General features: G+C 38.7%; 23 protein-coding genes. 7 read left to right on the top strand and 16 right to left on the bottom strand.

What is annotated here, in order from left to right; all coding sequences use genetic code 11:
- Positions 1-35: 35 nt before the first annotated feature.
- Entirely contained in the window at positions 36-716 is a 681-nt protein-coding gene (locus tag IV87_RS03150) for a YjjG family noncanonical pyrimidine nucleotidase (RefSeq protein ID WP_057805459.1), read from the bottom strand.
- A 154-nt stretch (positions 717-870) separates the two neighbouring features.
- Between IV87_RS03150 and IV87_RS03145 the strand changes: the two genes are divergently transcribed.
- On the top strand, positions 871-1,059 hold the full coding sequence (locus IV87_RS03145) for an LBP_cg2779 family protein (protein WP_057805458.1): 189 nt from the start codon (positions 871-873) through the stop codon (positions 1,057-1,059).
- A gap of 761 nt (positions 1,060-1,820) precedes the next feature.
- Here IV87_RS03145 and IV87_RS03140 read toward each other — a convergent pair.
- The 4 genes from IV87_RS03140 to IV87_RS03125 all read right to left on the bottom strand — a co-directional run bounded on the left by IV87_RS03140 (position 1,821) and on the right by IV87_RS03125 (position 5,290).
- Positions 1,821-2,330: an O-acetyl-ADP-ribose deacetylase gene (locus IV87_RS03140; protein ID WP_057805457.1), complete on the bottom strand. Its 510-nt coding sequence runs from the start codon at positions 2,328-2,330 to the stop codon at positions 1,821-1,823.
- 12 nt (positions 2,331-2,342) lie between these two features.
- Positions 2,343-3,509 (bottom strand): hypothetical protein, encoded by a 1,167-nt coding sequence (locus IV87_RS03135; protein ID WP_143053129.1) that lies wholly within the window; start codon positions 3,507-3,509, stop codon positions 2,343-2,345.
- A gap of 14 nt (positions 3,510-3,523) precedes the next feature.
- On the bottom strand, positions 3,524-4,717 hold the full coding sequence (locus IV87_RS03130; RefSeq protein ID WP_057805455.1) for an MFS transporter: 1,194 nt from the start codon (positions 4,715-4,717) through the stop codon (positions 3,524-3,526).
- Positions 4,718-4,909: 192 nt separating this feature from the next.
- Positions 4,910-5,290 carry an iron-sulfur cluster biosynthesis family protein gene (locus tag IV87_RS03125; RefSeq protein ID WP_057805454.1) on the bottom strand — a complete coding sequence of 127 codons (381 nt, stop codon included), beginning with the start codon at positions 5,288-5,290 and terminating at the stop codon, positions 4,910-4,912.
- A gap of 131 nt (positions 5,291-5,421) precedes the next feature.
- Between IV87_RS03125 and IV87_RS03120 the strand changes: the two genes are divergently transcribed.
- The gene (locus IV87_RS03120; protein WP_057805453.1) at positions 5,422-5,949 is read left to right on the top strand and encodes a GNAT family N-acetyltransferase; all 528 of its coding nucleotides are present in this window, start codon (positions 5,422-5,424) and stop codon (positions 5,947-5,949) included.
- Here IV87_RS03120 and IV87_RS03115 read toward each other — a convergent pair.
- From IV87_RS03115 to IV87_RS03095, 4 genes are all read right to left on the bottom strand, one after another.
- Complete coding sequence (locus IV87_RS03115) at positions 5,946-6,797, bottom strand: ribonuclease H family protein (RefSeq protein WP_057805452.1); 852 nt, start codon at positions 6,795-6,797, stop codon at positions 5,946-5,948. The genes IV87_RS03120 and IV87_RS03115 overlap by 4 nt on opposite strands.
- 198 nt (positions 6,798-6,995) lie before the next feature.
- On the bottom strand, positions 6,996-7,175 hold the full coding sequence (locus IV87_RS03110; RefSeq protein ID WP_057805451.1) for a hypothetical protein: 180 nt from the start codon (positions 7,173-7,175) through the stop codon (positions 6,996-6,998).
- A 246-nt stretch (positions 7,176-7,421) separates the two neighbouring features.
- Positions 7,422-8,489, bottom strand: coding sequence for a DNA glycosylase AlkZ-like family protein (locus IV87_RS03105; protein ID WP_057805450.1), 1,068 nt, complete (start codon positions 8,487-8,489; stop codon positions 7,422-7,424).
- 597 nt (positions 8,490-9,086) lie between these two features.
- Entirely contained in the window at positions 9,087-10,400 is a 1,314-nt protein-coding gene (locus IV87_RS03095) for an NCS2 family permease (protein WP_057805448.1), read from the bottom strand.
- Positions 10,401-10,694: 294 nt separating this feature from the next.
- Here IV87_RS03095 and IV87_RS03090 point away from each other — a divergent pair, with 294 nt between their 5' ends.
- Positions 10,695-11,660: a hypothetical protein gene (locus IV87_RS03090; protein WP_057805447.1), complete on the top strand. Its 966-nt coding sequence runs from the start codon at positions 10,695-10,697 to the stop codon at positions 11,658-11,660.
- 639 nt (positions 11,661-12,299) lie between these two features.
- On the opposite strand, the gene IV87_RS03085 is transcribed toward IV87_RS03090, so the two are convergent.
- Together IV87_RS03085 and IV87_RS03080 are read right to left on the bottom strand one after the other, a co-directional pair.
- Positions 12,300-14,219, bottom strand: a complete 1,920-nt coding sequence (locus tag IV87_RS03085; protein WP_057805446.1) for a M13 family metallopeptidase — start codon at positions 14,217-14,219, stop codon at positions 12,300-12,302.
- 72 nt (positions 14,220-14,291) lie between these two features.
- Positions 14,292-15,263, bottom strand: a complete 972-nt coding sequence (locus IV87_RS03080) for an asparaginase (RefSeq protein ID WP_057805445.1) — start codon at positions 15,261-15,263, stop codon at positions 14,292-14,294.
- 180 nt (positions 15,264-15,443) lie between these two features.
- On the opposite strand from IV87_RS03080, the gene IV87_RS03075 reads away from it, so the two are divergent.
- On the top strand, positions 15,444-16,202 hold the full coding sequence (locus IV87_RS03075; protein WP_057805444.1) for a potassium channel family protein: 759 nt from the start codon (positions 15,444-15,446) through the stop codon (positions 16,200-16,202).
- Between the two features lie 76 nt (positions 16,203-16,278).
- Here the strand turns inward: IV87_RS03075 and IV87_RS03070 are convergent, their stop codons facing one another.
- Positions 16,279-16,605 (bottom strand): heavy metal-binding domain-containing protein, encoded by a 327-nt coding sequence (locus tag IV87_RS03070; protein ID WP_057805443.1) that lies wholly within the window; start codon positions 16,603-16,605, stop codon positions 16,279-16,281.
- A gap of 544 nt (positions 16,606-17,149) precedes the next feature.
- Positions 17,150-17,800, bottom strand: coding sequence for an MIP/aquaporin family protein (locus IV87_RS03060; RefSeq protein ID WP_057805441.1), 651 nt, complete (start codon positions 17,798-17,800; stop codon positions 17,150-17,152).
- Positions 17,801-18,011: 211 nt separating this feature from the next.
- Here IV87_RS03060 and IV87_RS03055 point away from each other — a divergent pair, with 211 nt between their 5' ends.
- The 3 genes from IV87_RS03055 (at position 18,012) to IV87_RS03045 (ending at position 19,798) form a co-directional block, all read left to right on the top strand.
- Positions 18,012-18,446 (top strand): hypothetical protein, encoded by a 435-nt coding sequence (locus tag IV87_RS03055; RefSeq protein ID WP_057805440.1) that lies wholly within the window; start codon positions 18,012-18,014, stop codon positions 18,444-18,446.
- A gap of 185 nt (positions 18,447-18,631) precedes the next feature.
- On the top strand, positions 18,632-19,363 hold the full coding sequence (locus tag IV87_RS11200; protein WP_057805439.1) for a C40 family peptidase: 732 nt from the start codon (positions 18,632-18,634) through the stop codon (positions 19,361-19,363).
- A gap of 111 nt (positions 19,364-19,474) precedes the next feature.
- Positions 19,475-19,798, top strand: a complete 324-nt coding sequence (locus IV87_RS03045) for a magnetosome magnetite crystal formation protein family (RefSeq protein WP_057805438.1) — start codon at positions 19,475-19,477, stop codon at positions 19,796-19,798.
- Positions 19,799-21,188: 1,390 nt separating this feature from the next.
- On the opposite strand, the gene IV87_RS03040 is transcribed toward IV87_RS03045, so the two are convergent.
- The 3 genes from IV87_RS03040 to purR all read right to left on the bottom strand — a co-directional run bounded on the left by IV87_RS03040 (position 21,189) and on the right by purR (position 24,579).
- A complete protein-coding gene (locus IV87_RS03040; RefSeq protein ID WP_057805437.1) occupies positions 21,189-22,178 on the bottom strand; it encodes a ribose-phosphate diphosphokinase in 990 nt (329 codons plus the stop codon).
- A gap of 146 nt (positions 22,179-22,324) precedes the next feature.
- Positions 22,325-23,734, bottom strand: a complete 1,410-nt coding sequence (gene glmU, locus IV87_RS03035) for a bifunctional UDP-N-acetylglucosamine diphosphorylase/glucosamine-1-phosphate N-acetyltransferase GlmU (protein WP_057805436.1) — start codon at positions 23,732-23,734, stop codon at positions 22,325-22,327.
- 26 nt (positions 23,735-23,760) lie between these two features.
- On the bottom strand, positions 23,761-24,579 hold the full coding sequence (gene purR, locus IV87_RS03030) for a pur operon repressor (protein WP_074693806.1): 819 nt from the start codon (positions 24,577-24,579) through the stop codon (positions 23,761-23,763).
- Positions 24,580-24,750: the final 171 nt, after the last annotated feature.

Below are 24,750 nucleotides of genomic sequence, written 5' to 3'. Positions count from 1 at the left end.
TGATTGCTTGTTCAATTTGAACATAAATTTTAATATTACAGAATCGTCTGCAGATCCAGCAAATCGTCAATTTGATATGTAGGACTGACTGTTGAATGATTTGGTTGCAACTTAGGATTAAACCAGACTGAATCAATGCCTGCGTTCACGCCACCTTGGATATCCGAAGTGAGTGAATCACCAATAATTAACGAATTTTTAGGTGTAAATCCGGCAATCTTTTTCGCAACGTAATCGAAAAATTCGATCCGTGGCTTTTGGTAACCAACCTCTTCGGAAACAAAAATGTGTTTAAAGTAATCAGTTAGACCCGAATCGTTTAAACGATGTGCTTGAACTGATGCAATGCCGTTAGAAACAATAAATAAATTAAATTGTCCCTTTAAATCGTTTAACAGTTCGCGGGCATGGGGTTCTAATTGATGACCTTGATTCAAAAAGCTACGATAAATTTTTTCATACTTGATGCCATCAACCTCTTCGTTAAAATGTGCGAAAAGTTTCGTGAAACGGGTGTTGACTAAAGTTTGGCGATCCAATTGACCTAATTCAAACCGTTGCCACATTTTTGCGTTTAAAACACGAAAATAACTGACCACATCGTCTGTTAATGGATATCTGATTTCTGTAAATAATCCTTTAAGGGCTTGATTTTCAGCCGCTTTAAAATCTAATAATGTGTCGTCCACATCAAATAATAGATTTTGATACTTCATGCTTTTCACCTCAATCCCTCTTGAGTTGCATTATAACAAATTATCCCGCACTTTGACGAATTTCTTTAAAAAATACACACAATTCACGTTCTTTTTGCCCTCAACTATGGTACATTAAATGTAAAGGGAACCAACCACATTAGGAGGATTTGTAATGAATGATTTAACTAAACTTGCTGAAGAGATTGTCGGTTATCAGAAGAAACATGACTTAACAGATGCAGATGTAGCGTTCGGGACTCATTTATCCGTGGAAAAGATTCACAATATCAAAATAAATTCGTATACCCCAACAGCAGATGATATTCAAAGAATTAATAATTATATGAGGGACAACAAATAAAAGTGAGCGAAACAAGGCGCTAAAGTCAAGAAAAATAAGCAGGATGGAGGTGGGATCGCAATCCCACTGGAATCCTGCTTATTTTTCTTGGCTTGCCTTGAGGAGCTGTCCTAAAACAGTGAGCGGATTGAAGCGTTTAGCTCTTAAAAGATAAGGACGACGGAGGGGGATTGTAATCCCACGGGAGTCGTGCTTATCTTTTAAGGGCTGCTTCAAGGAGCTGTCCTAAAAATAGTGAGCGGAACAAAGCGTTAAGATAAAAAACTCTAAGGAAGACGAAAACGGGATCGCATCCCGTTGAGAGTCTTGCTTAGAGTTTTTTATCTGCTTTGTGTAGCTGTCCTAAAAATAGTGAGCGGAACAAGGCGCTAAAGTCAAGAAAAATAAGCAGGATGGAGGTGGGATCGCAATCCCGCTGGAATCCTGCTTATTTTTCTTGGCTTGCCTTGAGGAGCTGTCCTAAAAATAGTGAGCGAAACAAGGCGTTAAAGCAGAGAGCTATAAGCAGGATGGAGGTGGGATCGCAATCCCGCTGGAATCCTGTTTATAGCTCTCTGCTTGCCTTGTGTAGCTGTCCTAAAAACAGTGAGCGGATTGAAGCGTTTAGCTCTTAAAAGATAAGGACGACGGAGGGGGATTGTAATCCCACGGGAGTCGTGCTTATCTTTTAAGGGCTGCTTCAAGGAGCTGTCCTAAGAAAAAGAAGCCCAAAACACGCAATTCCAGGAGCATGTTTGGACTTCTTTATATTTTAAAAAACCTCATCCAACCGCCTTAATCGCCATCAAGTAAGCTTCGTAAGTTCCCTCATCAAAGCAAACCATCGTCACATCTTTGACAAAGGTTGCTGTTTTCAAAAATTTTAAAATCGTCGCGACAGCTATTTTAGCGCCTTCGTTCAGTGGAAAACGGTAAACTCCGGTACTAATTGATGGAAAGGCAACACTCTGACACTGATTTTTCTCAGCCAATTTCAAACTGTTTAAATAACTATTATGCAAGAGCTCCGCTTCATGATGAGTACCGCCACGCCAAATTGGACCTGGGGTATGAATAACGAATTTAGCCGGTAATTTGAACCCCGGTGTAATTTTAGCCTCACCGGTCTGACAACCATGAAGCGGCCGACAAACCGCTAATAGTTGCGGACCAGCTGCCTGATGAATTGCCCCGTCAACACCGCCACCACCTAATAATGTTGTGTTAGCAGCATTAACAATCGCATCTACTCGCATTTTTGTAATGTCACCACGAATCACATCGAATGCCATTTACTCACCTTCTTACAAAAGTCCTTTATCACGTAAATGATTTTCTAATAACACGGCATTTAAGAAATCAAACGAGAGTTCATCCACATCCTCAATTGTAACTTCCACGCCAGTTTGATCAACATACAAATCTGGATCAATCACATGAAAGCGAAAATTTTCAGCTCCAAGCTCTGTGATATAACCCATTTCACGCACACCCGTTATTAACGTCATGCTGAGAACACGTGAAAAAGTCTCAGCTTGTTTTATTAAAGCTAAAAATAAATCATCCGTTGAATCAAATAAACGTTCTTCATTCAAAACAGGTTGGACAAAGGTTTGATGCTTTTTTTGATAGTTAACGAATGCTTGAATGACCTGTAGATAGTCTGACTTTAACGTAATGCTGGCAATCGTATCCATTCGAATCAAAGAATAACCGCCAAATTGACCCGCCATATCCACTAAATTACATAAAACTTCATCTTCATTAACCGCATTCACTGTCCCAACGAAAAAGTTAGTCGATTTTGTTTCATCGTTAATCGTGATCAGTGTCTGACTTTGTTCGGCTGATTTTAGGACTTCATAAAAGCTCGACTCATCCGTAACTGTCAATCTTGTTTTTGGTGTTTGGGTCATAATTTTAGGCCACGTAGCAGACTCAACCGCCAATTCACGACCAGAAAATTCTACAATTTCGGCTTCCGTATATTTAATTGTTGCTTCAACACGATGCATCAAATTAAACTTATCAACCAGTGTCATTTCAAAATCATTTTCATGAACTGCCGTCACAGTACCTTCTTGATAGTTCTGCAAGTCACTTCTAGTTAAGACTAAAAATTGGTGGCTGGCAAATGCCGCTTCAACAACTTGTTTGATTAAATCACTAGTACTATCAAAATCAGGAATTTGATCAGTTGCCATAATTAGCTGATCTGTTTCTGCAATTTGAATGGTTTCTAACATATTATCTAAGTCAGGACTATCATATTCAACATTATCAATTGCATCAAATTGAACATAAACTGACCCATCCGCTTGGCCTGTGTCATCAAAGGTGTTAAGGACTACGCCATCGGCACCAATACTATTCACAAACCCTGTGTAAAAAGTTTCTTGCGCTTTTGGAAAAACATTGGCTAAACGTTGATCGTTTTTGGCAAATTCTAAATCATATAAAATCGAATCCACTTCGACACCTTCTTTCATTCTGGTGTTCTTTCCATTAAGTATACGACCAATAATCCGAAAAGTACTAATCCGCCAAGCACGAAAAATGTACCATGATTAAACCAGTCTGAAATAAAACCAAATACAAAGGATCCAAATGGATGCATGCTGTCAAAGCATAAAAACCAAATTGAAAAGACCCGCCCTAAATAAGCAACTTCGGTGGCATTTTGAACAATTGTCATCATGCGGACGCCCATTCGTGCTGTATAGAAACCATAGACTAACGCAATGGCCAGCAATAGCAAGTAATTCACCCAAATGCCCGTAACAATTAAACTAATCCCCAAAATAAATGCGTCTTGATAATTATTTTTAACTTTTGGTTTACGTTTATCTAAAACCAATGAAAGGCCGCCCAGCATGCCGCCAACAGCTACCAATGTCAGTACATAACTGTATAAACGTTCATCCCCGTTGTAATACCGATCAACATCATAGGGTAAAAGTAAAGTAAAGCCCGCATACATTGCAGCCAAAAAAGCATCAAAGATAATTAATCCAAAAACATCACGATTATGCCGAACATAATTTAATCCCTTGGATAAACTCTGTAAAATGGGCATCGTTTCCTTAGTGTGATCCTTTTCAGGCGTATATTTTAAAACCCACGTAAAAATAAATGACAACAAAAAGGATAACGCATTAATAATCAAAAACGATTTAAAATTAATCCAGTGTAACGTCAACAAAAAGCCACCAAAAAGTGGTGCGATAATGTCAGCCAATGTTAACCCAGTATTTGACCAAGAATTAAAAATTGATAGTTTGTCGCTACGAATTATTTCCGGAATCACCGCCTTAGCAGCTGGAAAATTAAACGCCAAACCGATATCAATTACGCAGGTTAACAAAACTAACTGATAAAAAACAGGTTCATTTACATCCATAATGACCGCCATGATTAAACACGCAAAAAAACTGACGGCATCTGCCATAAGCATAATTATTTTGCGATTATATTTATCTACCATGGGACCCGCAAATAGATCGCCAGCCACGAGGATAATTCCACCAATTCCTTGTACAATTCCCAAAAGAGAAGCATGGCCGGTCGCTTTTACAATGAACCAGTTTAACCCAAAAATAAATAACGCATCGCCCAATCTAGACACAAAAGGACTAAAAAATAAAGGCCAACTAAATTCCTGTTTAAATCGCTCTTCCATTTTGACACTTCCCCTGTAGTAAGTCTCTCCATTCTACAAGAATTTTTAGAAAGGAACAAGGGAGAATCCGCTTTATATCTAGGATCAAGCGAATAAATTGCCGTAATCATCACAAACTTTTTCTAAATTAAAACTAACAACCATCACGAATTTTTTTAATTCGTCATAATTGTTAGTTTTTGGTAAAACAACTTATTTAGCTGGATTGTTCTTGACACCATTTTTATCTGTAAAATCAATAAATCCAACATTGTCATCGATTGCACCGCCATCTCCGCTCAGTTGCAGGGTGCCAAGATGTGAGTTCAATTTGATAGTCATGTTTTCTTCCAAATCTGCTGCTGAATAATCTTTAATTAATAAATCACCAATATTCGAATGAACAATGGCATTATAACCATCGATTGGCATATCATTACCCACAATATTAATTGTAAACTGCACTTGCATATGAATCATGGCATGTTGCGAATAGGCACCCACACCATCCTCAAATGTTAACAATAATTTTTTTGATTCATCTAAATTTTTTTGAACTTTATTTGCCGCAGCAGAATCAAACTGAATTTTCATTTCAATTGACCTCCTATAATTTTCCCTTATTGTATTCGCTTTCTAGATTAAACCCAAGCAAAATTACTTGGCTATCATGCAAAATGTTATATGCTATGATTATAAATAGAAAACAAACGAGGAGCTTTTCAATGGAAAAATTCGAAAAATATCATCCAATTTTGACAACGCATTTTACCCTTGACTGGTTAACAGCCACCAAAGTAAAAGACATTTATGCCTTACGTCATGACACTTCAATTGCAGCCATGAGCGGTCGCCATGTTGACCAGGATATTAAAGAAACTGCCGACTATGTCAACAAGATGATGCGCTTAATTATGCACAATGATTCATTACTCTGGGGAATTTCCGATCGTAAAACTGAAGAATTTTTAGGTACTTTTTGCATTTGGAATTTCAACGATGCCAAAACAACTGCTGAAGTGGGTTTCGAAATTCTTAGTGATCATCAGGATCATGGCATCATGTCTGAAGTTTTAAGTCACATGATTAATTTTGCCTTTGCCGAACTCAAGTTAACAAGTCTTTATGCCGTAACGGCGCAAACAAATTTGGCTTCGCGTGCCGTGCTTACCAAAAGCGACTTTACGCCTGATTCAAATTATCCCGGAGAAAAAGAAACGATCAGCTTCAGCCTAACTGCTCCTAAAAATTAATCATTATACCATTCTAGTTTTTCCAAACTCTTTTTAAGGGCGTCTACCGATTTTTGATGATCTTCGGTTACCACGTCCTTTTTTGTATACACTCTTTTTGCTGATTCAGGTGCAGTTGGTCTGATCGCTGTTTTCTTAACATCAGTCGTCTTCGTACTCATTTGATCCATCGTTTGATTTAGCAAAGTATCTACAAAAACATTTCCGCGATTAGTCGCATGACCCTTTGTCCAGTAATAATGCAGATTTGGGAAGTGACCCAGCAACTGATCTAATTGTCGCCACAACTCACTGTTAGCAAGCGGTTGACCAGAACCGCGTTTCCAACCCCGTCGTTTCCAGCCAGCTAACCAATGTTTTTGAATCGCATTTAACACATATTGAGAATCCGCAACAATCGCAATTTTTGCTTTGGAATCAAGATTGGTTTCCAGCCATTTCAGTGCCTCAATTAAGGCCATAATTTCCATCCGATTATTTGTAGCACCAAATTCACCTTTAGAATCGGAATACTGTTGTCCATCTGTCTCTATTAAATAGGCCCATGCAGCCTTATCCTGCTTTTTAACATGACCGCCGTTAACGTTACCTGTATTGCGTGAACCACCATCTGTGTAAACCACAATCGATTCTGTCGGGTTTCCTGCCGTTTGGTGAACAACACTCTTGACTGTTTTTGAAACAGGCTGATCACCCTTTAACCAATGTTGTGCCTCTTCACGTGTGGCAAAGCCCTTATATCTCGCACCAGAATAGCCGTCAATCTGCTTTTTGGTTTCATTCCAATCAGTGAAGATACCGGTTTTTTTACCCTTTGCAACAGCATAAAACTTTTTTTTAGTTGCCATTTTAATTCCTCAATTCAAATTTAATCGTTTGTAGTTAATTGAACCACATTGTTAAAACACGTTTCAAGCCATTTTTAAGCAAAAAAATTCCTCTAGGGTAAGTTTAATACTTTTGTATCAACTTATCCTAGAGGAACTGAACTCGTTACCCGAAACGGAATCATCAGCATTCAAAATTGCTAGACCTCGAATTTCTTATTAGTTTGCGTACCGGAGTACTTGACCGTCAGTTTTTTCGTTTAACTTGTTAAGTGCTTCTGTGATGGTTACACCACTAGCTTTAATGTTTGAATCGTGTTTGTCACTAGCCCAGAACAACTGTGTTTTCGTGTCCAAAGCAATACGGTAACTACGATTACTAAAGTTTCCAAATCTCATTGTAAAACCCTCTTTCCTTTTGTTTCTCAACAAAGGTCTCAATGAGATACGAAATATCAATGATTCAAAATGAATATATTTTTTGCAGCCGCGTTCTTCCCTTCAAAAATGATATGTCGTACCAAAATACCTTTGTTCGATTGCAATTACCAATTCTCTAATCACAATCGTCATTTGTTAGACTAACATCAAACAAGGGTAAAACGCAAATAAAAAGCTTGCCGAAATATCGATTCAGGATCTAGTTTAATTCATTTTTTTAAATGTAAATTTTGGAACAGATCCTTGAAACTGAGCAATTTTAGTCAATTTATCTTTTAAGGCGTTCTGATTCGTTTTACTGATCACTAGCCAATGATTAATTGTAAATTGGATGTAGTTTTTCTTAATTTGTTGCGTCCAATAACCAGTCAGATCCCCATTAATAATAATCGGCGCCCGCAAAATACCATTTTTAGTCCACATTACTTTTTGCATCTCTGGCTTCATTAACCAGTTTTTATCTGCATAGCCTGTTAAACTGGCATCAAACGGTGCTGCAATTAAGACCTTGGTTTCTAATTCATCGGCTAATTCCTGTAACTGACTTTGGGAGTATGCTCGTAAACTTACCAGTTCTGACTGTTCAAATTGGTTATGTGCTTTTGCAATTGACTCCCACACTGGCCGAACCACGGAAACTTTGATTCCGGACCACCGTACAAAATCAGTTAAGCTCGCTGGTCCAAAGCCCTTCAAATAACGACGAATCAGAGTTGCAACTGATTTCGCCCCTTTCTGTGGCTTAGTTGCGATAATTCGCCAGTTTTGCGTTGAAGAAGTAGCATCAAAATACAAATAACCCTTCATTGTCAAAACCTGTAAAACAACATAAATAAACCGACCATCTAGGTCTAACGTTGGAAATTGTTGGTGTAACTCGGTTAAGACATCTTCACGCATCAACGTTTTGTGCTGCAATAACTGTTTAATTACTTCGCCTACTGCTAAAATTTGATCTTTTTGTCCTAAAAAATAAGCTGCCGGAATTTTTTCACTACTTCTGGCATTAACCACCAATTGAAAATCAGCCAGACTAAATAAATGCAATGTCCATCTCTGTCCCCAAGCGCGAACAATCTGTTGTTGTTGAGCCATTTTCATAACGGTGTCTAAATTTGCATTTTGTGTATGTAATCCCCAATTTAACCATGCTGTTTGTGGCTGCTGGCTTTGAATGCCAACAATTCTTTCAATCGCCTCAGTTGGATCCTCAAAAGGATGCAATAGTCCTTGATTAGCCAATCGTACTGCTCTTAATTGTTTAATTTCCATATGATTTCCTTTGCAGAAGTTCAAGATTCTTCTATTAGTATAGCAAGAATTGTTAGGTTATTTTTGGATAAAGCCAAATTTTCCTTAAAACCGCTCGATAAGTCAAAAAGAGAACCACAAGCACAACTCCCGTGGGATTGCGATCCCGCATACTTCCTCTTGGCTGTTTTTTTCCCGCTGAGCTCTAGGACCGCTCGACAAAACAAAAGACGGAAATTAAGCATGATTCCCGCGGGATGCGATCCCGCATACATCACGATTGTTTGCTTTTTTCCGCTGAGCTCTAGGACCGCTCGACAAAACAAAAGGCGGAAATTAAGCACGATTCCCGCGGGATTGCGATCCCGCATACATCCTCTTGGCTGTTTTTCTCCGCTGAGCTTTAGGACCGCTCGACAAAACAAAAGGCGGAAATTAAGCATGATTCCCGCGGGATGCGATCCCGCATACATCCTCTTGTCTGTTTTTCTCCGCTGAGCTCTAGGACCGCTCGACAAGTCAAAAAGAGAACCACAAGCACAACTCCCGCGGGATTGCGATCCCGCATACGTTGTGCTTGTGGTTCTCTTTTTACCGACTTGTCTCGCGCACTCTTCTCTATCCCTTACTCAAAATATACATGAAGAAGATAAACACAAAGAACAACCCATACATAATCGGATGCACTTCCTTACCCTTCTTCGCCGCAATCATCGTAATCGGATACGTAATAAATCCAAGCGCAATCCCATCCGAAATACTATATGCCAGTGGCATTCCAATCAAAATCAAGAACGATGGAATCGCAATCTCCATCTTTTCCCATGACACATGCTTCATCGACTGCGCCATCAACACTCCCACAATAATCAATGCCGGTGCCGTCACCTGATTCGTCACCACCGTCAACAACGGTGAGAAAAACATCCCTAAAATAAACAGCACACCCGTTGTAACCGCCGTCAATCCCGTTCGACCACCAACCGCAATCCCGGCTGACGATTCCACATACGCACCCACCGGTGAAGTTCCCAAAACCGATCCTGCCAACATCGCCGTTGAATCTGACATCAATGCCTTACCTACTCGTGGCATCTTATTATCTTTCATAAATCCAGCCTGCTGCGCCAAACCAACCAATGTACCAGCCGTATCAAAAAAGGTAACCAGCAAGAAGGTCAACACAACAACCCACAATTGAATCGTATTAATATCGCCAATATGACGAACGCCTACCATAAATGTAGGTTTCAAACTTGGTGCCGCAGAAACCCATTGTGAAGGGCCCTTAATTAGTCCAGTTACCAAACCTAAAATGGCAGTAGCAGCCATCCCAATAAAAATACCACCAGGTACACGCCGAACCATCAAAATAGAAGTTAAAATCAATCCGAAAATAGTCAACCAGGTGGTCGCCACACTCAGTGATCCCAAACCAACGACCGTTGACTTGTTTGCCACAATCAAACCACCATCATGCAATCCGATAAACGCAATAAACAAACCGATCCCACTTGAAATTGCATATTTTAAATCGGCTGGAATTGCATTAATAATCATTTCTCGTAATTTAAAAATTGTAATCACAATAAATATTAATGAAGCCACAAAAACACCGGCTAAAGCAGTTTGCCAAGGAATCTTCATCCCGATACAAACTGAATAAGCAAAGAACGCATTAATTCCTAACGCAGGAGCCGTTGCAATGGGATACTTTGCAAGTACACCCATTAAAATACATCCCAATGCACTAGCTAAAGCAGTTGCAGTGAAGACCGCCCCTTTATCCATCCCCGAAGCACCTAAAACACTTGGATTAACGAATAAAATGTAAGCCATCGAAATAAAAGTAGTGAAACCTGCCAAAATTTCACGTTTTACCGTGGTATGTAACTGGTCAATCTGAAAATAATTATTAATCTTTTCTCCCATAATTGCTTTCTCCCTTAGCATTACTGATTCAAAACTAAAAAACTAGTTTTGTTCGTGTTTTGCTCTTGAAACAACAATATATATCTTACAATAAAATTCATTCAATGTAAAACACAAACTTTAATTAATTTAAAAAACAGTTCATTATTAAAAATAAATTAATTGCGGTTATTCGTTCTCACGTCACGATTAAATTAACCTCGTATTTCTTTGCATAAGGGTGTATAATTCATGATTATGACAGTGTGTCACATCAAACACACGAATGTAAACTTTAAAGGTGGTTATTAAATTATGAAAAAGTTTTTACCGGGGATCATTGGCCTTGCTGCCATTTTCGCACTTGCTGGGTGTGGCAATCAAAAGCTAACCGTGGGAGCATCAACTAAAACGCCGAGTGGCATGGTTGCCGTAATTAAGGGCAAAACCAACAAAGATGCCAAGATTAGCTATCAAGTTAAAGGCCAATCCAAAAAATCAGTTAAAAATACTGATGGTGCGTATGTTATTGAAGTACCCGCAACCACAAAAACGCAAAACGTTACAGTAACTTCAAAAAAAGGTTCCAATACAATCACTAAAAAGGTGACGATTAAAAAAACCAAAGCTTTGGCAAAATATCAAACAATTGCCTCTAAATATAATCAAGCTGTAATTGGTATGTCGTTATCTAAATCAACGCAGAAAAAGGCACAAGAATTAGCTGCCGCCGAAAAGAAAGCAAAAGCTTCTAGCTCAACTGCTACTTCCGCTGCTAAGGCTAAAGCTGCAATTGCTAAATTACCGGCGAGTCAACAGAAAAAGGCTCTTGCTAAACTTCAGGCTGAACAAAAAGAAATGCTCGCTTTACAAAAAGAAGCTAAAGAAGTTCAAGCAGCCATGGCTTCAGCAAAGAAGAAAAACAAGGACAAATTACTCCCAACAAGCCTAAATAATGGTGTTCAAAATGTCATCACTCAAAAGAATTACGCAGTGCGTGCAAACTACCAAGACAAGGATTTGATGGGTCTCACTTTAATTGTTCCGGTTAAAGCAATGAAAAAATCAAGCGGTCAAAAAGATTTTGGAACGGTCTTTGCGTTGCTAACTAGCGAAGTTGGTGCTAAACCCAAATCCGTAATGAAACAATTTAAAAAAGTTCAAAAAGACGCCAAAAACAGTACCAGTACTTCCACCACTACTCACGTGATCAAATCAAACGGTGTTAAATTTCAGGTTGGCTATTCAACAACCCATCTGTACATTTACATTACCCGATAGATGGAAGCTAAAAAGACCAACTAATTATGCTTACAAGCGTAATTGGTTGGTCTTTTTTGGTTAACTTTTGTATGTTTTTAGAGCGCTTTTCCTTTACAGCCGAAACGTCCAAAAAAAGGCAGCTTTCTCCGCTTGCCAGTTCTTGCGGCGTGGTTTACCGCCACAAGAATGGTCAACGTATGAAACATCGTTGATTATTAGCGAATCTTGCTAATAACCTTCCTTAATGTGAAATAGTGCCAGTTCTTGCGGTGTGGCTTGCCGCCACAAGAATGGTCAACGTATGAAACATCGTTGATTATTAGTGAATTTTGCTAATAATCTTCCTTATAGTGGAATAGTGCCAGTTCTTGCGGTGTGGTTTTCCGCCACAAGAATGGTCAACGTATGGAACATCAAGGATTATTAGTGAATTTTGCTAATAATCTACCTTATAGTGGAATAGTAGCTACGAAATCCCAACGATTCCTAAACCGAATCATTGGGTGAGTTACTAGATCATTTTATCTTTATAGTCGAAACGTGCAAAAAAAGGCAGCTTTCTCCGCTTAGCCCAACTCATCCAACGATTCCAAATACGAATCATTGGGTGAGTTACGCTAATGCTCAAAAGCTAAACGCCTTTTTTTGCACTCTTTTTTACCAGATCTGCACCCGTTTTTCCGGCTTCAAATACATGCCATCTCCCGGCTGCACCCCAAACGTCTCATAAAACTCGTCAAAGTTCTTCACCTGCACATTTGCCCGCAACTTCGCCGGCGCATGCACATCAATCGACAACAACAATTGTTCATACTCCTTCGTTGCCTTACTTCGCCATACTCTTGCCCAGTTCACAAAGAATGCCTTCAAATCTGGATCATCCGTATGCTTTGCCGCCTCCAACGCACAGCTCAAACCACCATCATCAGCCACATTTTCCGTCACTACCAACTTACCATTCACCTTACCACCCGCAAATGGCAAACCGTCAAATTCTTCAATCATCGCTTGAGAACGCTTCTTAAATTCCTTCATATCCGTTTCCGTCCACCAATTATGCAAACTACCATTTTCATCAAACAACGCACCATTTGGATCAAACGCATGTGAAATTTCATGTGCCATCACAGCCCCAATTCCACCATAATTCTCACTTGCACTTTGTTTCAAACTATAAAATGGTGCCTGCAAAATTGCAGCTGGGAAACAAATCAAGTTTCCTTCTGGCGAATAATAGGCATTAACCGTATCCGCACTCATTTCCCACTTTTCTTTATCAACCGGTTTATTATATTTACTTAATTGATCTTCCGTAAAAATTTTGGCAAATGTCTGAACGTTTCCTAACAACGTTCCGCCATCTTCAACCGCAGTCGTCTGCAATCGTTTGTAGACTTCCTCCATCTTATCAGGATAGCCAACATGAATATCCATCGCACTCAGTTTAACCACCGCTTTTTCACGGGTAGCCTTACTTAGCCACGTGTTATTTTGCAAACGTTGCTTATAAACGCCTGTCATGGCTATAACCATGTCATGCACATCCTGTTTAGCCTTTTCGCCAAAGTATTTCTTACCATAATAATCACCAACAACTTGGCTAAATGTGCGCCGAGCAAGATAAAAAGCACTCTTTTGTTGCTTCATAGCTTCCTTTTGGCCTGATAATGCACGATGATAAGTTCCGCTTACTTGACGGAATTCTTCACTAAGATACCCAGCCAACTGTGTAACTGTATTTACAATCAGCCAGTTTTTAAATGCTGGGAAGGTCTCTTCATTAACAACTTTTGTAAAGTTTTCAAAGAATTTTGGCTCCGTGACGATCACTTGTTTTGGTGTTTCGCCTAATAAATCACTGATGGCATCGCCAACCTTGAATTCACCTAATTCTTTAACAAATTCAGAAAATTCAATCGGATTATATAGCTTGGCAACGTCGCTCATTTCCTCGGAGTTTTTCTTAAAAGGTGCCATCGAAGCATCAAACTTTTTAGCGTCCGCCATAATTTGTTTGGCTTCATCTGCAGATTTGCCCACCATGGTTAGTAACTTTTCGGCCATTTGTGTGAAGACTGCCAATAACTGTGGACCTGCCTGATTACCTTTATCATAGTAAGTCTTATCAGGCAGAATCAAACTACCGCCTTCTGCCCAAAGAACATTCAATTTGGTTTTTCCTTGACTCTTCAAATCAGGTTCAACACCAATATCAAAAGGAACAGGGAAACCTGTTAAAATCCAATCTTTAAACTGTTTATTGAGATCTTCAAAACTAGAAATTGCTTCTACTTTTTCAAGGAATGGTTTTAAAGGCGTTGCGCCATCCTGATCTCGTTTTTCAAAGTTGGCAGCAACATCATAAAACTTCAAAAATTCAGTGATCAATGGGTCATCGTTCGTAAGTTTGCCCGCTTTCATATCAGCAAAATCGCCCATTAACTTCTCATCTACATCATCGACTAAATCCATGAATCCACCTGTAGATGAATGGTCACTAGGAATCTCCGCCTTTTTGATCCATTCTCCATTTATTGCATCATAAAAGTCATTTCTTAATTTGGTTGCATCTGCCATTTTTATCCCATCCCTTTATTTTCAGATAGCCATAGTATAGCGCATTTTTAATTTTCTCACAAAATTTTAATTTTACGATACAGCATTACTAATATAATCCCGTAATGTTTGTCCTTTTAGACCAGCACTAATCCCAATTAAGAGTTTAATTCGTGCCTTGGGACCGTTTAGGCCTTGGCAAAAGGTGACACCCATGCGTTCCAGATCAATGCCGCCACCAGGATAATCATAAATAGGTTCTGCCACACCGTTATAGCAGCGAGAAACCATTACCACTGGGATTCGATCTGCCAAAAGATGTTTGATTGCCTCAACTGTTTCCAAAGGCATGTTACCCGCCCCTAATCCTTCAATGACGAGTCCGTTAGTATCCGTTTTATCCAAACACTCTAGCAAACTAGCCGGCATTCCCGCGTAGGCTTTTAACAAATAAACGTTATGTTTTAATTTATCAATTGGCATAACCGTTTGTTGAATAAGTTCCTGGAAGTAATGAATGCCGCGTTTACCTACAAGCCCGATTGGACCAAAAGTAGGGGTTCGAAAAGTGTCCACATTAGTAGTGTGCGTCTTTGTCACATAACGTGCCGTGTGAATTTCGTCATTCATCACTACTAGCACACCTTTATCAGTGGATTCATCGGCAGCTGCCGTTAAAATCGCACTTTGAAAATTATAAACACCATCCGACCCAATTTCATTTGAAGATCGCATCGCTCCGGTCAATACAATTGGCAAATGATTGGGCAGCGTGAGATCTAAGAAATAAGCTGTTTCTTCCAAAGTATCTGTTCCGTGAGTAATCACAATACCGTCATAATCCTCAGATTCGGCCTGTTGTACTCTTTTTTGAATCACCAGCATATCTTCAGGCGTAATGTGTTCAGAAGGTTTATTTAAAACGGCTTCATTCGTTAATTCAATGTTGTCATCAATAAAACGACTATCCAACAATGGATTTTCCTTATTTGTTGAAACTTCGCCAAGATCGTTGGCTGACATCGAAATGGTACCACCAGTATGTAACGCTAATATTTTTTTCAATCGTTTTCCTCCGTTTTCAAGATCATCTCTAGTCTTGATTCTAATAGATTTTTTGATCAGTTACTAGACCACTTTCTTAATTCAAACTTAAATATTTTCTTGCGTTTAAAATTCGGTAGTTTACACCCTTGAATAAAGGTTTAAAATAAAATTAATATGTAAAATAACAGGTGACATATAATGACTAAAAAACAACAAAAGTGGCTTTTATTTTACCAAATGGTCATCGGTGGTTTGGCGCTACTCTCTAGTGGTATTGCCTTTTCAACTTTCTTCACACACGTTAATCTTTTAACCGGCTCTCTTGGTGTATTTATGAATAGTACACTGGGTATTTTTTGGATCGATTATTTAGTTCGACTTATTCTTTCTAAAAACAAAAAATCTTTTCTTATTAATAATTCCTTCGATATGTTAGGGCTAGTTCCTTTGCATCCCGTTTTTGCCATTTTTCGAATCGAACGCGTGATTCGAATTGTTCGTTACTATCATTTGTTTTGGCGACTTGGTTTAGATGGTAAGTTTACCAAAGCGGCACATCGATTTTTCTACTCTACCGGTTTTGTATACCTTCTCTATGCCAGTGTTGTCATCCTAGTGTTAAGCGCACTGCTTTATTCAATTGTTGAAAAAATTTCACTTGCAAACGCCCTGTGGTGGGCAATTACGACTGCTACAACTGTTGGATATGGTGATGTTTTCCCCCATACCGCAATCGGTAAAATTATTGCTTCCGTCTTGATGCTAGGTGGAATTGGTTTTATTGGTTTATTGACTAGTACAATTACCGGGTTTTTCACATCAAACAACGCCAATGTAGAAAATACAGATTTAACTTTGTTACTACAAAAGATTGATGATCTGTCTGATCAAGTCACGCAATTACAAAAACAGGTCGCAAAGAATCAAAAAAAACCACATCATAAAAAGAAATCATGAACCAGTAAGAGAGATTGGAAAATGAGTATTTTTCCAATCTCTCTTATTAACTACATAAAAATAAACATTAAAGTACCTAATCTGTGAACTTCACGGCTGTCCCATAGGCAGCGACCGTTTCCATATCCTGACTAATCGAATCAGAATCAAAGCGCATCATAACTACCGCATCGGCACCCATTTCAACAGCATTATCTCTCAAACGCGTAATGGCCGTATCACGTGCTTCTGTCAAAAGTTCTGAATAAGCCTTAATCTCGCCACCCACAATATTTTTAAGTCCAGCACCAATATTTTTAATCACATTTTTTGACTGGGTTGTCAGTCCAAACACTTCACCAATAATTTCATAATTATGACCGGGAATATTTTCCGTCGTCGTTACTAAAATTTTGTCTGCCATTTGAATCTCCCCTATCTTTTTTGACTAAACGCTGCTTAACCCCTGTATTATAGCATGAACGGGAATTTGATAGATATTATTTAGACACTTTATAGTTAAAAACACTTTCCGTTAAGCTTTAGGACCGCTCGACAAAACGGTAAAAAGAGAATTCTAAGCATGATTACTGCGGGATCATCATGCTGCATACTGCTCTTTGCCTGCTTTTTTCCGCTGAGCTTTAGGACCGCTCGACAAAACAAAAAGAGAATTCTAAGCGGGATTACTGCGGGATTGTCATGCTGCATACTGATACTGCTCTTTGCCTGCTTTTTTCCGCTGAGCCCTAGGACCGCTCGACAAGTCAAAAAGAAAATCCTAAGCACAACTCCCGCGGGATTGCGATGCTGCATACCACCATACACCCTTCGCCTGCTTTTTTCCGCTGAGCTCTAGGACCGCGAGACAAAACAAAAAGAGAATTCTAAGCATGATTACTGCGGGATCGCGATCCCGCCTCCATCACGCTTAGAATTCTCTTTTTACCGTTTTGTCTCGCGCACTTCTATTCCTCACTACCCATATAATTACCAACACCTGCGGCCAACACCGCTCCTACCAATGGTGCCACCAAATACAACCAGTAGTGACTCATCGCCGAACCGCCCGCAAACAACGCCGGTCCAAAACTTCGTGCCGGATTCAACGATCCTCCCGTCAAATTCAACGCCACTATAATCATCAACGCCAACGTAATTCCAATTACCAAACCCGCAAAGTTTGCATTTCCCCATTTATTACTCGTTACCAACAAAATAACCAAAATAAACAAGAAGGTGACCAACGTTTCCGTAATGAACGCTCCGCCCACCGAAATATTTGGAAAATCCGTTTGTCCCAAATTTTTCGTAGACAATCCTAATTCATGCACCAAATCAAACACAATTGCCGATGCCAAAATTGCACCGATAAATTGTGAAATTACATACCCTACAAAATCCTTTAAACTCAATCGTTTATTCAATAACATCGCCAATGATACCGCCGGATTAAAATGACCACCCGAAATGGCACCCACCGAGTATGCCATTATCGTAACTGCCAGTCCAAACGCTAATCCAATCGTTAACACGCTTCCCTTACCAATCGTGACCGTTGCAGTTCCGACAAAAACTAATACAAATGTTCCAATAAGTTCAGCTAAATATTTTCGCATTATGCCATCTCCTCTACACATTATAGATAATGAATGCTTTCTATCTACTAAAAATTATAGATTAAAATATAAAAATAAACAATCTTAAACTATTAAAAACTTACTACAAATTTTAACTATCCCTTAAAATCAGGGAAAACACTCGTTTATATAGCGTAACTTTCTTCCTGTTATGGTAAAATGTAACTAATATATTTTAGGGGGAATGACCATGAGCCAAGTCGATGTCGCATTAATTACAGAACCAACTGCTAAACAATTTTTAACCGATTATAAAGAACAAAAACGAAATAATAACGTTCCCGAACTCGAAACCCAAGGCCATTTTATTTTACCCGACTACAAATTGACCAGACAGCGTAAAGCTTTTAAAATTATGAAACACACCTATTTAACAAAGCACTACAAATCTTATGTTGCTTTCGATTCTGATAATGGTCATACATTGTGGATGAAAAACTTTGCCAGCCTCACTGAAGCTGTCTTTTGGCTTGAAACTGGCTTGGACATTGGTGATACAGATACTCGTTCCACTTATAAAGACTGGAAAATTAAACATCAGGATGCCATTGACGACTTAAAGGATCAATTACGTCAGTTAAAGAAAAAAAGAACCCAACAAGTTCCATTAGATAATGCTAATTAATTTTTAAACCACGTGCCCACCTACTTTTGTGTAGATGAGCTTTTTTATTTAAACTACACCTTATATTACAAAAAAACGAATTTTCTAAGTTTACTTTAATTGCATTGACATTTCTAAGTTACTTCCCTGTAACATTAAATACGTATCATAGACGATATACAATTCGTGCGGGGGTAACTTCTAATATGAAATACATAGTTAAAATATTCGCAATTCTAGCCATTTTTATCGGAATCACTGCCGCTCATGCTACACAAGCAAAGGCAGCTACTACTTTTCGAGTCGTTTCAACGAAAAACGTCACTCCAAAGTCCTACATTCGTTCTAGTGCCAAGGGTTCACTTTATAATTTGAACGGAAAATTACCATACGTTAGTTTTAAGGCTGTCCATCAACTCAAGAATTATCCAAGAACTACTTTTCGAGTTACAAAAACTCGGGTTATTTTAAGAAGTGGTGTTAAATCTACTTACTACTATGCTATTAGTACAAACGGTCGTGCTGCTGGATGGGTATGGCATGGTTATTTAAAAGTTAAACCTGGCACAGCTACTTATGCTAAAGTTTATAGTCAAGCTCGCAAACAACTAGGCAAACGCTATGTTTACGGAGCAGTTGGTCCAAATTCATTTGACTGTTCTGGCTTTTCAAAATATGTTTACAAAAAGTCAATCAACAAAACACTTCCTAGAACTGCACAATCTCAATACAATAAATATAAAAAAACTTCTACAAAAACACGTAAAGCTGGCGACCTTGTTTTCTTTGGTTCCAGTAAAAAACGAATTTCACACGTTGGTATCTATGTTGGCAATGGCAAAATGATTGATGCTCAGAACCGTGGCGTTGTGACAGAAAAAGTTGTTTCACCTTGGTGGCATTGCGTCGGATATTGCCGACCAGCAACTCTAAGTTAATCATCAATCAAGTAGTACTTCGGTGCTACTATTTTTTTGTTCATTTTTCTATAATCTCCAATCGGAATACTGTACAATAATGGTAACAAAACAATTAGGAGGTCGATTAAATTGACAACTGAAAACAAAATATTAAGTTCACTTTCCTATTTAAGTATCTTATTTTTACCAGTACTTTTCCCCTTAATTGTCTGGATTCTCACAAGCGATCGTCCACAAACACGTCATTATGCTGCGAACGCATTAATTGTTCATCTTTTCCCTGCCCTACTGCTATTTGTAATCTTGATTATTGCAGGTATTACCGGTTTCTTTACCCATGATGCTTCTTCCGTCGGTTGGATGATGGTGTTTCTTGCAGGTCTATTTGCCATTGTGGGAATTGGCTTTTTTATCTACAGTATTTACAAAGGAATCAAAATTCTTGTCGATTAACTAAATCTTAATATTCTCCTAAAGCCTTGTGTAGCGGTACTTTTGCACAGAGGCTTTTTATTTTTCCAAAAGAAGTGCACTAAATGTTGCAAGCGGTTACATGATGTGCTAATATAATAAGTGAGGAAAGGGAATGAAAGATTTCCGATTAACTCAAACTTCTCAAAGCGCTTTAGGTCAGTCGATAGTTGCCGATGGTGATCTAACGTAGAAGCGCAACTGGGAATCATGTAGTGAAGGCTTATCAATCATGGGCATCGCGTAAAAGTTTTGATGCGCAACTCATGAGAGTATGAACAGATACCTTGAGTTATGAGCATCGGTTTCCAAGGTTTTGATGTTGAAGAACATTATGAGCGGATAAAGTTAGTACTTGGCTCAAAAGTCTAGATGTGCGATTGATAGGTGCATGATTCTTTGGTAATATTGCAACAGATTTTTGGTAGATATGTAGTTGAACTTCGGTTTAAGTGGGTGTTGCCAATGACAAGTGAAAATGTAAGCTAGAAGTAGCTTACAGAGTGACAAATCATTTCAAGAATTACAGTAGTGTTTAGTAAGTAACAAGTACGTTTGCGGAGGTATTTAGGATAGAAAAACTAATTTCTTCCAAAACCGTCTTTAATCACCGTTAGCCTGTATTTTGTGTATGTATCACGTGGGATTCAAACTTACGCTGATCACAATTAGCAGATTTTGATAACAACGATCACAGGTAGGTCAGGTTCACGACGGTAGAACAATTGAACAATGAAGGTGTAAAGTTATTAACAATTCTGGTATTGAAGAAGTTAATCGCGAAAACCTTTCCTCGTAGGTAGACTTTAAGCTTTGAGAAGAACTTAAAGTCTATCTTTTTGTATAAAAGTGAGCGCAATAAACCGATAAGAAAAAGAAGCTAAGTGTGTTGGAGACGGGATCGCAATCCCGTTGGAAACATACTTAGCTTCTTTTTCTTGGTTTATGGAGCTGTCCTCAACTACTAAAAATATGAATTGTGTTGTTGGAGGCGGGATCGCAATCCCACTGGAAACATACTTACTTTCTTTTTCTTGGTTTATGGAGCTGTCCTCAACTACTAAAAGTTGAAAATCAAAATCACTTCAATAGCTTTTGTTAAACGACTTAGCTCATAAATAGTAGTCTAACTGCCGTCCTGCGGCTCACTTGGTCTGGAACGGGGTGCGAGTTCTTGCGGCTGACTTTTGCCACAAGAACTCGCACCCCGTTCCAGCCCAAATTTGCTGGAAGACGGCATTTTAATCTAATTTTGTTACCATGAACACTTTGGTATCAGACAACAAGAAGTGTTTTTGTACTTTCAACCTTTAAGTCAAAAATAAAAAAGCACTTACCTGTTACCGGCGTAAGTGCTTTTACAAATTAATTATTAGCTTCTTTCCGCTTCTTCTTTGCTGAAACGGTTGTTGAATAATGGACTAACTGGTTTGTTTTCGTGAATTAAACGAATAGCTTCGCCAATTAATGGACCAACAGAAATTTGCGTAATTTTTGAAATTTTCTTTTCTTCTGGTAAATTAATCGAATCCGTCACAATCAACTGCTTGATTGGTGAATTAGCAATTCTTTGAATAGCCGGACCAGATAATACTGGATGAGTACAACTTGCATAAACTTCAGTTGCGCCAGCATCCATCAAAGCTTGAGCACCAAGCGTGATCGTTCCAGCCGTATCAATCATATCATCAATCATGATACAACGTTTGCCCTTCACTTCACCAATAATGTTCATAACTTCAGCCACATTTGCACGTGGACGACGTTTATCAATGATAGCAATTGGTGCCTTTAAGAATTCAGCTAACTTACGAGCCCGTGTCACCCCACCATGATCAGGTGAAACCACAACGGAATCTTTATCCAAATGATGTTCAATAAAGTAGTCCGCCAACAATGGTGCTCCCATCAAGTGATCCATTGGAATGTCAAAGAATCCTTGAATTTGGGCAGCATGCAAATCAAGCGCAATAATACGGGTTGCACCAGCCTTTTCAATCATATCTGCTACTAGTTTAGCAGTAATTGGTTCACGTGAACGAGCCTTACGATCCTGACGTGCATAGCCATAATATGGAATTACCACATTAATTGTTTGTGCACTTGCTCGTCTTAGCGCATCGATCATGATTAGAAGCTCCATCAAGTTGTCATTTACGGGTGCCGAAGTGGACTGAATAATGTACACTTGGTCTCCACGAATACTTTCCTCAATGTTAATTCTAATTTCACCATCGCTAAAACGATCAACAGACGTCTTACCTAGCTTAACACCAACTGCTTTAGCGATTTTTTCCGCTAAAGGCTTGTTTGAATTCAAAGCAAAGATCTTCAGCTTTGGATCAGAATATTGTCCAGACATGAAATCCTCCAATAACGATTTTTAAGAATCTGTTCGATTACCACTATATATAATAATTCATTTGAGGCTTCAAAAGCAAGCGTATTTCCTATGCAAACGGTAAATAGTTAAACTTGTCTTCGAAACTTAATACCAAGTTTTTAATCCTATTTCTTCGCCTGATCTGTTTCTTCTTGTTTAACTGCATCATAAACAGGTAATTTCTTGAAATATCCTGGTTTAGTCGTTTGACGTGAACGGGCAATTCCCATGTCATACTTATCCAAATCATCTGTAATGGTTGATCCTGCTGCCACATATGAGTAATCCGCCATCTTAACAGGTGCAATGATATTTGAATTACTACCAATGAAGGCATGATTGCCAATGATCGACGTATGTTTGTTAATGCCATCGTAGTTGACAAATACGACACCACAACCAACATTGATATCAGTACCCAAAACAGCATTACCAACGTAAGTTAAATGACCAACTTTGGTACGTGCACCAAGTTTAGCCTTCTTAATTTCGCAGAAGTTACCAATATGGACACCTTCACCAATTTCAGCTTCAGGACGCAAATGACTGTTAGGACCGATATCACTATCATCATGCATAATTGATTCTTCAATTGTGGAAGAAGTCACATGGACACGATCACCGATTTTAGATGACACGATTTTTGAATTAGCACCAATGACACAATCTGAGCCAATTTCTGTTTTCCCAGAAATAGAAACTCCAGGTTCAACAATCGTGTCAGATCCAATTTTGACATCCACATCGATATACGTGTTATCAGGATCAATCAAGGTTACCCCATTAGCCATATGTTGATCATTGATTCGTTCTTGCATAATTTTGGTTGCATTTGCCAAAGCTTTGCGATCATTGACACCCATTGATTCAGAAAAGTCTTTCATTTCATATGCAGCCACAATTTCACCCTGTGACTTCATGATTTCAATAACGTCTGGCAAATAGTACTCACCCTGGGCATTATTATTTTTAACTTGATGTAAAGCCGCAAACAACTTTTTATTATCAAAACAATAAACACCAGTATTGATTTCATGAATAGCTGCTTCTTCACGTGTGGCATCTTTTTCTTCAACAATCTTAGAAACAACACCAACGTTATTACGAACAATGCGACCATATGAAAATGGATTGTCTGCATCAGCTGTTAAAATTGTTGCGGCAGCACCCTTTTCTTTGTGATACTCAAATAGATCTTCAAATGTGCTTGCACGAAACAGTGGCGTATCACCACTGACGACCATGGTCATTCCATCCTTGTCACCTAAAATAGGTTCCGCTTGTAACACCGCATGACCCGTTCCAAGTTGTTTTTCTTGATACGCATATTCGGTCCGTTTACCTAGTTCGTCTTCAACGCGTTCTGCACCATGTCCAACAACAGTCACAACTTGATCCATATTTGTCTTTTCAACCTGGGTCAAAACATGATCCACCATTGATTTTCCACAAACTCGGTGCAAAACTTTGTATAATTTTGACTTCATTCGGGTTCCTTGACCAGCTGCTAAGATAACTGTGTATTTACCACTCATTTGAATTTCTCCTTGCTTTTATTCATTTAATCAAAAACTTTTGTTAAATAATTCCCCGGTTGAATTTGAATTTCATCACGACTCGCATCCACATTCAATAAAGAGGTTACATTATCAATCATTCGTTGTCCATTAAAGTTTCCCTGGGCAAAAACGGTCGTTCCAATTAATTCTGCATCGAATTCATTAATTAAGGCTTGCATCCCTTTCAGAGTGCCACCGCCTTTCATATAATCATCCACAACCAACACACGGGTGCCGGCCTGCAAACTGCGTTTAGAAAGTTCCATCTTCTTGATTTGTGCCGATGATCCGGAAACATAGTTCACACTAATTGTGGAACCTTCCGTAATTTTAGAATCATGACGCACAATAATAAATGGCACACCTAAATAATCGGCAACACTCTGGGCAATCGGAATTCCCTTTGTTTCAACGGTCATAATGGCATCCACTTTTTGTTGTGCATATTCACTTGCAATCAGCCGTCCCACCTTTTTCAAAACAACAGGATTACTCAACAAATCGGACATATATAAATAACCGCCTGGTAAAATTCGGTCGGCTGTTGATAATTGCTCAATTAGGTCATCAATAATTGTTTTTGCTTCATTTTTTTGAATTGTTGGTATAAACAAAGCTCCTCCTGCAGCTCCCGGAATTGTTTCTAAAATTCCAGTACCCCGGTTGGAAAAAGTTCGTTTAATAATTGCCATATCTTCGCTAATTGAAGATTTAGCAGAATCGTAACGTTCGGCAAAAAAGCTAAGCGTTACTAATGTGTGAGGCCGCTCCAAAAAATATCTTGTCATATCAATCAAACGGTCACTTCTTCGGACACTCACTATTATCACTCCATTTCTATATATAAGTCACTTTACCTTCGATCATAGCATAAATGTTCGTGTTTTGGTCAAAAAACAATAATTTTTTTTATGAATTCTCTACTTTTTACTTTCTCTAATTTGATTGCACACTGTTGATATTTTAAAACGTAGTAATAATTGATTTTACTA

Source organism: Pediococcus ethanolidurans, from assembly GCF_001437405.1.
GTDB lineage: Bacteria > Bacillota > Bacilli > Lactobacillales > Lactobacillaceae > Pediococcus > Pediococcus ethanolidurans.
Note: the sequence above shows the minus strand (reverse complement) of the source record. Positions and strands in the feature narration are given on the sequence as shown.

Coding starts and splice junctions, on each gene's coding strand:
- IV87_RS03090 (WP_057805447.1), top strand. CDS start 10,695: ATGAAAAAGTTTTTACCGGGGATCATTGGCCTTGCTGCCATTTTCGCA.
- IV87_RS03145 (WP_057805458.1), top strand. CDS start 871: ATGAATGATTTAACTAAACTTGCTGAAGAGATTGTCGGTTATCAGAAG.
- IV87_RS03115 (WP_057805452.1), bottom strand. CDS start 6,797: ATGGCAACTAAAAAAAAGTTTTATGCTGTTGCAAAGGGTAAAAAAACC.
- IV87_RS03085 (WP_057805446.1), bottom strand. CDS start 14,219: ATGGCAGATGCAACCAAATTAAGAAATGACTTTTATGATGCAATAAAT.
- IV87_RS03095 (WP_057805448.1), bottom strand. CDS start 10,400: ATGGGAGAAAAGATTAATAATTATTTTCAGATTGACCAGTTACATACC.
- IV87_RS03150 (WP_057805459.1), bottom strand. CDS start 716: ATGAAGTATCAAAATCTATTATTTGATGTGGACGACACATTATTAGAT.
- IV87_RS03105 (WP_057805450.1), bottom strand. CDS start 8,489: ATGGAAATTAAACAATTAAGAGCAGTACGATTGGCTAATCAAGGACTA.
- IV87_RS03140 (WP_057805457.1), bottom strand. CDS start 2,330: ATGGCATTCGATGTGATTCGTGGTGACATTACAAAAATGCGAGTAGAT.
- IV87_RS11200 (WP_057805439.1), top strand. CDS start 18,632: ATGAAATACATAGTTAAAATATTCGCAATTCTAGCCATTTTTATCGGA.
- IV87_RS03070 (WP_057805443.1), bottom strand. CDS start 16,605: ATGGCAGACAAAATTTTAGTAACGACGACGGAAAATATTCCCGGTCAT.
- IV87_RS03120 (WP_057805453.1), top strand. CDS start 5,422: ATGGAAAAATTCGAAAAATATCATCCAATTTTGACAACGCATTTTACC.
- IV87_RS03125 (WP_057805454.1), bottom strand. CDS start 5,290: ATGAAAATTCAGTTTGATTCTGCTGCGGCAAATAAAGTTCAAAAAAAT.
- IV87_RS03055 (WP_057805440.1), top strand. CDS start 18,012: ATGAGCCAAGTCGATGTCGCATTAATTACAGAACCAACTGCTAAACAA.
- IV87_RS03060 (WP_057805441.1), bottom strand. CDS start 17,800: ATGCGAAAATATTTAGCTGAACTTATTGGAACATTTGTATTAGTTTTT.
- IV87_RS03040 (WP_057805437.1), bottom strand. CDS start 22,178: ATGTCTGGACAATATTCTGATCCAAAGCTGAAGATCTTTGCTTTGAAT.
- IV87_RS03075 (WP_057805444.1), top strand. CDS start 15,444: ATGACTAAAAAACAACAAAAGTGGCTTTTATTTTACCAAATGGTCATC.
- IV87_RS03130 (WP_057805455.1), bottom strand. CDS start 4,717: ATGGAAGAGCGATTTAAACAGGAATTTAGTTGGCCTTTATTTTTTAGT.
- glmU (WP_057805436.1), bottom strand. CDS start 23,734: ATGAGTGGTAAATACACAGTTATCTTAGCAGCTGGTCAAGGAACCCGA.
- IV87_RS03110 (WP_057805451.1), bottom strand. CDS start 7,175: ATGAGATTTGGAAACTTTAGTAATCGTAGTTACCGTATTGCTTTGGAC.